Source organism: Nocardioides sp. P5_C9_2, from assembly GCF_054049555.1.
Genome location: NZ_JBFUMD010000158.1, coordinates 1 through 7,496 on the forward strand (window position 1 = coordinate 1; position 7,496 = coordinate 7,496).

General features: G+C 72.5%; 6 protein-coding genes and 1 pseudogene. 2 read left to right on the forward strand and 5 right to left on the reverse strand.

Features of this window, described 5'->3' with window-relative positions; all coding sequences use genetic code 11:
* From ACXJKL_RS09900 to ACXJKL_RS09910, 3 genes are all read right to left on the reverse strand, one after another.
* Window positions 1–1,164 (reverse strand): PH domain-containing protein (locus ACXJKL_RS09900; RefSeq protein ID WP_457206890.1); only part of this gene is annotated, 1,164 nt, incomplete at its 3' end.
* A complete protein-coding gene (locus ACXJKL_RS09905; RefSeq protein WP_457206891.1) occupies window positions 1,161–1,691 on the reverse strand; it encodes a PH domain-containing protein in 531 nt (176 codons plus the stop codon). The genes ACXJKL_RS09905 and ACXJKL_RS09900, both read right to left, overlap by 4 nt.
* Before the next feature lie 76 nt (window positions 1,692–1,767).
* Window positions 1,768–3,369 (reverse strand): FG-GAP-like repeat-containing protein, encoded by a 1,602-nt coding sequence (locus ACXJKL_RS09910; protein ID WP_457206892.1) that lies wholly within the window; start codon window positions 3,367–3,369, stop codon window positions 1,768–1,770.
* 154 nt (window positions 3,370–3,523) lie between these two features.
* Between ACXJKL_RS09910 and ychF the strand changes: the two genes are divergently transcribed.
* Together ychF and ACXJKL_RS09920 are read left to right on the forward strand one after the other, a co-directional pair.
* A complete protein-coding gene (gene ychF, locus ACXJKL_RS09915; protein WP_457206893.1) occupies window positions 3,524–4,600 on the forward strand; it encodes a redox-regulated ATPase YchF in 1,077 nt (358 codons plus the stop codon).
* 254 nt (window positions 4,601–4,854) lie between these two features.
* Window positions 4,855–6,225 carry a wax ester/triacylglycerol synthase family O-acyltransferase gene (locus ACXJKL_RS09920; RefSeq protein WP_457206894.1) on the forward strand — a complete coding sequence of 457 codons (1,371 nt, stop codon included), beginning with the start codon at window positions 4,855–4,857 and terminating at the stop codon, window positions 6,223–6,225.
* Between the two features lie 99 nt (window positions 6,226–6,324).
* On the opposite strand, the gene ACXJKL_RS09925 is transcribed toward ACXJKL_RS09920, so the two are convergent.
* Both ACXJKL_RS09925 and ACXJKL_RS09930 read right to left on the reverse strand, forming a co-directional pair.
* Complete coding sequence (locus ACXJKL_RS09925; protein ID WP_457206895.1) at window positions 6,325–6,717, reverse strand: HNH endonuclease; 393 nt, start codon at window positions 6,715–6,717, stop codon at window positions 6,325–6,327.
* Window positions 6,718–6,820: 103 nt separating this feature from the next.
* Window positions 6,821–7,496: pseudogene (locus ACXJKL_RS09930) on the reverse strand (MFS transporter); the annotation flags it as partial.

The window sequence follows — 7,496 nt, forward strand, 5'->3', positions numbered from 1 at the left end:
GAGCACCGCCAGGGCGGCGAGCACGAGGGCGCCGCGAGCCTCGCGCACGTGGCTGCGCCGCCGGGCGGCCGGGCCGTGGGCGACCAGCGGCGTCGTGAGACGGCCGGGGTCGACGAGCACGTCGTCGCCGACGCGGACACAGACCTCGCGCGGGCACGGCGGCAGGATCCGGGTGACACCCTCGCTGCCGACGCCGGTCGCGAGGGTGGACAGCTCGCCGCCGCCGACGGCCCGCAGGAGCAGCGGCTCACGCATCTCCACGCCACGCACCCGGGTCTCCTCGACGCTGATGGAGCGGGTGGTGAGGAGCCCGGCCGTGAGGTGCAGCGACCCCTGCCCGCGGGTGAGCCGCATGTCCCACCACTGGACGACGTAGCCGGTGACCGCGACGGCGACCCAGCCGACGACCCCGATGACCAGCACCAGCAGGACGACCAGCCAGAGGGCGAAGGACGTCACCCACCGCCAGCTGCTGCTGAGGTGCTCCTGGTCCAGGAAGGGGAGGTCGTCGGCGAACTGGGCGAGCAGGCCGACCAACCCCGCGAGGAGGACCAGCCGGGCCAGGCTGAAGGGAGCGAAGCGCAGCCACGACCAGTCGATCGCGGCCAGCAGCGACTCCGGGGGTGGAGGCGCCGTGGGCAGGGGCGCGGCGGCGGTCGAGTCCGCGGGGTCCGAGGTCGCCGCCGTGTCGGTCGGGACCGGTCCGGCGCGCCGGGCCAGCAGGTGCGCACGCAGCGCGTCGGCCCGCTCCCGGGAGATGGCGTCGAGGGTGATCCGGTCGTCGTCGACCCCCGTCCCGATCTGCACCTTGGCCAGCCCGAGCACCCGGTGCAGGAGCGAGGACTCCAGGTCGACGCTGCGCACCCGGTCGAGCGGGGCGGTGGAGGTGGTCTTGGTGAGCAGGCCGGTGCGCTTCTGGAACTGGGTCCCGGTGACCCGCCACGAGGTGGTCAGCCAGGGCAGCACCCCGAGGGCGACCGCGCCGATCACCAGGATCGGCAACGACCACCACGGCATCCCGTCGTCCCGGCTGCTGCTGAGGCCGACGAAGGCGATCAGCGCCGGCACCAGGAACTGGCCGGCCGTCTTGACCGGGTCGAGCAGGAGGTTCCGGGGGTCGAGCCGCTGCCACTCGCCGGGGTCGGCGTCCACCTCGTGACTCACGTGGCGTCGCCCTCGCTGGCGCCGGTGATGGCGGTGAGGGTCGCGACCAGCTCCCGCGCCTGGTCGGCGTCGAGGCAGTCGATCGTGATGGGACCGGCCGCCGAGGCCGTGGTGACGGTCAGTGACGCGAGGCGGAAGACCCGCATCAAGGCGCCCTGTCGGGAGTCGACGGTCTGCACCCGGCTCAGCGGGGCGATCCGCGAGCTGATGGTGACCCACCCCGACCGGGTGTGGATCGCGGTGTCGGTGACCTCCCAGCGGTGCACCCGGTAGCGCACGGGCGGCATCACGACCGGGTACGCCGCCAGCGCGGCGAGGGCGACCACGCCGAGCGCCAGCGCCCACCACGGCGGGGTGCCCGCCGACAGCCACCACGCGACGTACGCGGCGACCAGGAGCAGGGCAGTGACCACCGACGGGATCAGCGCCGCGACGCGCCAGAACCCCACGGCGCGGGGGGACACCTGGTGCGCGGGCTCGCGCAGCCCGGTGGAGGACGGGGTGGCCGGGGCCGGTGCCTGGGTCATGCTCCGAGTTTTCCACGACGCCGGAGCCGCGGGTGCGCTCCGACGCACCGCCGGGTGCAGAGACGCGCCGAGGGCGTCAGCCCAGGACGGTCCACGTGTCGTCGCTGGTCGGTCCCAGTGCCGTCCCGGTCTGCAGGAGGTAGGTCGAGAAGCCGGTCGCCGCGTCGAGCGCGTGGACCTCGGTCGTCGTCCCGGCCCGGTTGACCAGCATCAGGTCGTCGCGGCCGTCGCCGTTGGGGTCGGCGGCGCTGACCGTCCAGGTCGCCGGGTCCACGGCGAGCGCGACGGTGTAGGTCTGCGCGAGGAAGGTGGTGAAGGCCGTCTTCGCGTCCAGCACGTGCACCGCGGTGCGGCCGTCGGACTGCAGGTCGACGAGGTAGAGGTCGTCGCGTCCGTCGAAGTCGTAGTCGCCCGCGGTGACCTGCCAGCGGTCCGGGTCCAGTGACGGGGCGGCCGTCGCGGCGTGCGACAGCTCGGTCTGGAAGCCGGTCGAGGCGTCCAGCACGCTGACCGCGAGCCGACCGTCCTCGTCGAGGTCGACCACCCACAGGTCGTCGCGGCCGTCGCCGTCGTAGTCGCCCGCGACGAACTCCGCGCGCCCGAGCCGGGTGCCGCGCTGGAGGACGGTCGCGTGGGTCAGGAAGGAGTGGAGGTAGGCGCTGCCGTCGAGCACCTTGACCTGCGCCGTCCCGGCGCCCTCGGGCAGGACGGAGTACACGTCGGTGACGCGGTCGCCGTCGAAGTCGCCGGTCGCGTAGCTCCAGCCCTGCTCGGTGAGCGGCAGGCCGGTCTGGTTGGAGTACGCCGCGTAGCCGGACGCCGCGTCCAGCACGTGCGCCTCGACGCCGCCGGTGGTGGGCTCCCGGATCCCCACCAGGTCGGCCGGGGTGCCCGTGGACTGCCGGGCGACCTGCTCCACCCGCACCTGGTCGACGTACATCGCCGGCGACGACGAGGTCTCCCCGCAGCTGGGCTGCTCCTCGTCGGGGCAGTTGCGCTTGACCTGGAGCCGCACGTGCTCGGGGGCCACCGGTGCGTGGTCGGTGGACCACGTCTCCACCCCGTCCACGAAGAACCGTGTCGGCACGGGGGAGACGGCGGCAGCGTCCTGGCCGGGACCCATGTAGGTGAACTCCACCGAGTACTCGTGCCACTGGTCCATGTCCTGGGGGTACACGTCACCCAGGCAGGCCTTGTCGCCGATCGGCGGGGAGTAGCGCCAGTAGTACGCCGCGAGCACCCGCCCGCAGCGCGGCTTCCCGCCCCAGCTCTCGACGACGTCGATCTCGCCGACCCGCTGCGTGTCGTCGGTGCGCAGCCAGAAGGCCGGGTGCACGCCGGTCTCCTTCGGCATCTTCAGCGTCGCCGAGACCCGGTAGGTGGTGCCGACCTCGAAGGGGACGGAGGCGAGCGAGCCCAGGTGGGCCTCGGGCCGCATCTCGAGCACCGTGCGTCCGTCGTACGTCGTCTGGGTGATCCGGTCGGCGTTCGAGCTCGACACGTGCGCCCACCGCTCGGCGTACGGCGTGTCGAAGCCGTCGTTGTAGACCTCCACCGGTCCCGCCGCCGGCGGAGCCGAGACGAGCGGCGTCTCCGGCACCACCAGGTCCGGCACGGGGGGCATCGTCGGGCTGAGGAACTGCAGCGCGACGAGCAGCTCGAGAAGCCAGGAGGGCATGGGTCCTTCGAGGGTCGGATACGACGACATCGATCAGTGACGACGATCGAGAGAATCGATCGACGGAATCGATTGAACAGGGCGGGTGGTCGCTCGGCCAAACCGGCCGCCCGGATCAGGGGGTTCGGGCGTCGCGGCCGTAGACTCCCCGCCCGTGGCTCTCACCATCGGCATCGTCGGACTCCCCAACGCGGGCAAGTCCACGCTCTTCAACGCCCTGACCAAGAACGACGTGCTGGCGGCGAACTATCCGTTCGCCACGATCGAGCCGAACGTCGGTGTCGTCGGGGTCCCCGACGACCGGCTGCCCCAGCTGGCGGAGGTCTTCGGCTCGGCCAAGATCCTGCCCGCGACGGTCGAGTTCGTCGACATCGCCGGCATCGTGCGCGGCGCCTCGGAGGGCGAGGGACTGGGCAACAAGTTCCTCTCCCACATCCGCGAGTCCGCGGCGATCTGCCAGGTGACCCGGGTCTTCCGCGACGAGGACGTCACCCACGTCGACGGCGAGGTCAACCCGTCGTCGGACATCTCGACGATCCAGACCGAGCTGATCCTGGCCGACATCCAGACCGTGGAGAAGGCCATCCCGCGGCTGGAGAAGGAGGCCCGCGGCGACAAGTCCAAGGGCCCCGTCCTGGACGCCGCGAAGGAGGTGCTGTCCGCGCTGGAGTCCGGCACGCCGGTCACCGGCACGACGGTCGACCGCGACCTGGTCCGCGAGCTCTCCCTGCTGACGGCGAAGCCCTTCATCTACGTCTTCAACTGCGACGCCGACGAGCTGAACGACGACGACCTCAAGGCCCGGATGCAGGAGATCRTCGCCCCGGCCGAGGCGATCTTCCTCGACGCCAAGTTCGAGTCCGAGCTCGTCGAGCTCGGCTCCGACGAGGAGGCCCGCGAGATGCTCGCCGAGATGGGCGTCGAGGAGCCCGGCCTGGACGTGCTGGCCCGCGTCGGCTTCGACACCCTCGGCCTGCAGACCTACCTGACCGCCGGCCCCAAGGAGACCCGGGCCTGGACGATCCGCAAGGGCGCCACCGCTCCCGAGGCGGCCGGGGTCATCCACACCGACTTCCAGAAGGGCTTCATCAAGGCCGAGATCGTCTCCTTCGACGACCTGATGACGGCGGGCACCATGCAGAAGGCCAAGGAGGCCGGCAAGGTGCGCATGGAGGGCAAGGACTACGTGATGGTCGACGGCGACGTGGTGGAGTTCCGCTTCAACGTCTAGCGTCACCGGCCGTTGCGCCGCGGTGCACCGTCCCGTGAACCCGACGATCCTCACCCCTGAGGAGTTCGCGGAGCCCTCCGGGTTCCTGGACAGCGTGCGCGGCGGTCGTCGTGATCGGGGAGCTGCCGTCGCGCTGACTCCGCTCACCCGTCTCCCACGGGCGACGGTTCTCGCGCTGGTCGATCGGTAGAGCCCGCTGGAGCCGCATCGGCATTGATTGCCCGTGACCTTGCCCGTCGTGACAGGCTCGGCTGGTGAGAGAGCACCGCGTCAACCCCGTCGACGCCATCTGGTTGAACATGGACCGGGTCCAGAACCTGATGGTGATCGAGTGCGTCATGTTCCTCGACGGGCCGGTCGACCGGACCAGGTTCGACCGGGTGGTCCAGCGACGGCTGATCGACGCGTACCCGGTGTTCTCGCGGCGCCCCACCGTGCCTCGGCACCGCTGGGCGAAGGCGCGCTGGCGCGACGTACCGGACTTCGACTTCACCGAGCACGTCCGGGAGGTCCGCCTCCCGGCACCCGGGGACGCCACGGCCCTGCAGGAGTACGTCGGCGGCTTCCTCGCCACGCCGCTGCCGCGTGACCGGCCGCTCTGGGACATCCACCTCGTCGAGGGGCTCGACGAGGGGTCGGCGATCTACGTCCGGCTGCACCACGCGCTCGCCGACGGCATCGCGCTCACCCAGGTCCTGCTGTCGCTGACCGACGCCACGGCCGACGCGGACGACGACGGCTCGGACGGGGGAGGCGCGCGGCACCACGGCGTCGGCGACCTCATCGAGGCGGCCCGTCGCGCCGCGCCCGAGGTCACCAGCGCGCTGCGACCTGCCCGGGTCCGGGCGGGCATCGCCGCGGCGACCCGGACCGGGATCAGTGGTGCCGGCGTCCTCGGCAAGCTGCTGCTGACCCGCAACCCCGAGTCGCCGCTCGCCGGGGCGGCGGGATCGCACAAGCGGGCGGTCTGGTCCGACCCCATCGACCTCCAGGTCATCAAGGACATCGCCAAGGCCTCGGACGCCACGGTGAACGACGTCCTGGTCTCGGCGCTCGCCGGCGCCCTCGAGCGCTACCAGCTCGAGCACGGCAGCGCGACGGTCGACATCCCGACGATGGTCCCGGTCAACCTGCGCCCCATGCACCTGCCCCTGCCCCGCGAGCTCGGCAACCGGTTCGCGCTGGTCGTCCTGCTGCTGCCCTCCGGACTGACCAGCGCCGCCGCACGGCTCGCCGAGACCAAGCGCCGGATGGACCGGATCAAGCGCTCCCCGGAGCCGGTCATCACCTTCGCGATGATCCAGGGGATCGGCCGGCTGGGCAGGCGCCTGAGCCGCGCGCTGGTGACCTTCTTCGCCGGCAAGGCCAGCGGCGTCACCACCAACGTCCCCGGGCCGCGGGAGCCCCGCTACCTGGCGGGGACCCGGATCACCAGCCTGCTGGGCTGGGTGCCCGGGTCGGGGGACCAGACGCTCGGCACCTGCATCTTCACGTACGCCGGGACGGTGCGGGTCGGCTTCAAGACCGACACCTTGGTGATCCCCGATCCCGACCGCATCCTCGACGCCTTCCACGCGGAGATCGGCGAGCTGTCCCACGGGCTCGAGGCGACCGCGCGCCGCTGACCGGTCGACCGTGTCCCACCTGGACTTCCACGCACCTGCGTGGAGGCTCGGCCCCGGCGGCGTGATCCAGCCGGGATCTCGACGCGTGTGCGTGGGACTTCAGTCGCTCCGCTCCTCCGCCGAGCCTGCGCGGGAGACGATCGCGGCGGCGACCGCGGCGGCGACCGCGCGGGCCACCGCGACCTGTCGGACCAGGAAGCGGCCCTCGTCGAGCTTCTTGCGGCGCATCCAGGTGGTCACCTCGAGGTTGCACGTGCTCGCGTTGCACGAGCCGCAGGCCGGGACCACGTTGGCCAGGGTGTAACGACCGCCCCGCGAGATCGGGAGCATGGTGTCCTTCTGGAGCGCCGCCACGTCGGCGCCGCAGTAGGCGCAGCCGCCCCACTCCTCTCGGAGCGCCGCCCACTGGGGTTCCGTCAGGTCGTGCTCGACCCGGTCCGTCCGGCGCCTGCGACGTCTCGCGTGGGTCGCGGCTCGGGTCCTGGACGGCACGGTGCGATGACGTGACCGTACGGCGGCCGGGGGGCACCGGAGTGACCTCGGGGCCGAGCCAGGCGCCGGTGCCCGCGGTCAACCGGGCGCGACCGTGACCCCCTCAGGCCAGCAGGGAGCGGGTGGTCCGCAGCCGCAGCGCGAGCGCGCCGGTGACCACGAGCAGCACCACGGTCACCGCGACCACCCCGGGCCACTCGGCCGCGGTCCACGCCTGCGCGATGAGGATCCCGAAGACCGAGGAGCCGAGGTAGTAGGTGACCGTGTAGAGCGACGCGGCCTGCCCGGCGCTGACGCCGCCCGCGTGGGCCCGGGCCGGGACCCACCCGCTGGCGATGCCGTGCACGGCGAAGAAGCCGACGACGAGCAGGGCCAGACCGACGACGACCACCGCGAGCGTCGACGACAGCGTCAGGAGTGCGCCACCGACGGCCACCACCGCGCCGATCGGCAGCACGGCCCGGCGTCCCACCCGGTCGGCCAGTCGTCCGAACGTGGCGGCGCTGACGCTGYCGAGCGGGTAGACCAGGAACACGAGGCTCGCCGCACCGAGGCCGAGACCGAACCCGGGTCCCTCGAGGCGGAAGCCGACCACGTTGAGCATCCCGATCATGGCGCCTGCCGAGCAGCCGCCGATGAGGTAGAGCGCCACCAGCGCCCGGTCGCCGACCGCGCGCCGGGCCATCGTGGCCGCCGCCCGGACGCCGGTGGGCGCCGCCACGAAGCGCCGCGACGGCGGCAGCAGTCGGCGTACGACGAGGGCACACAGCGCCGCCAGC

Excerpts from the sequence above, each read along its gene's own strand:
- ACXJKL_RS09905 (WP_457206891.1), bottom strand. The coding sequence starts at position 1,691 with ATGACCCAGGCACCGGCCCCGGCCACCCCGTCCTCCACCGGGCTGCGC.
- ACXJKL_RS09910 (WP_457206892.1), bottom strand. The coding sequence starts at position 3,369 with ATGCCCTCCTGGCTTCTCGAGCTGCTCGTCGCGCTGCAGTTCCTCAGC.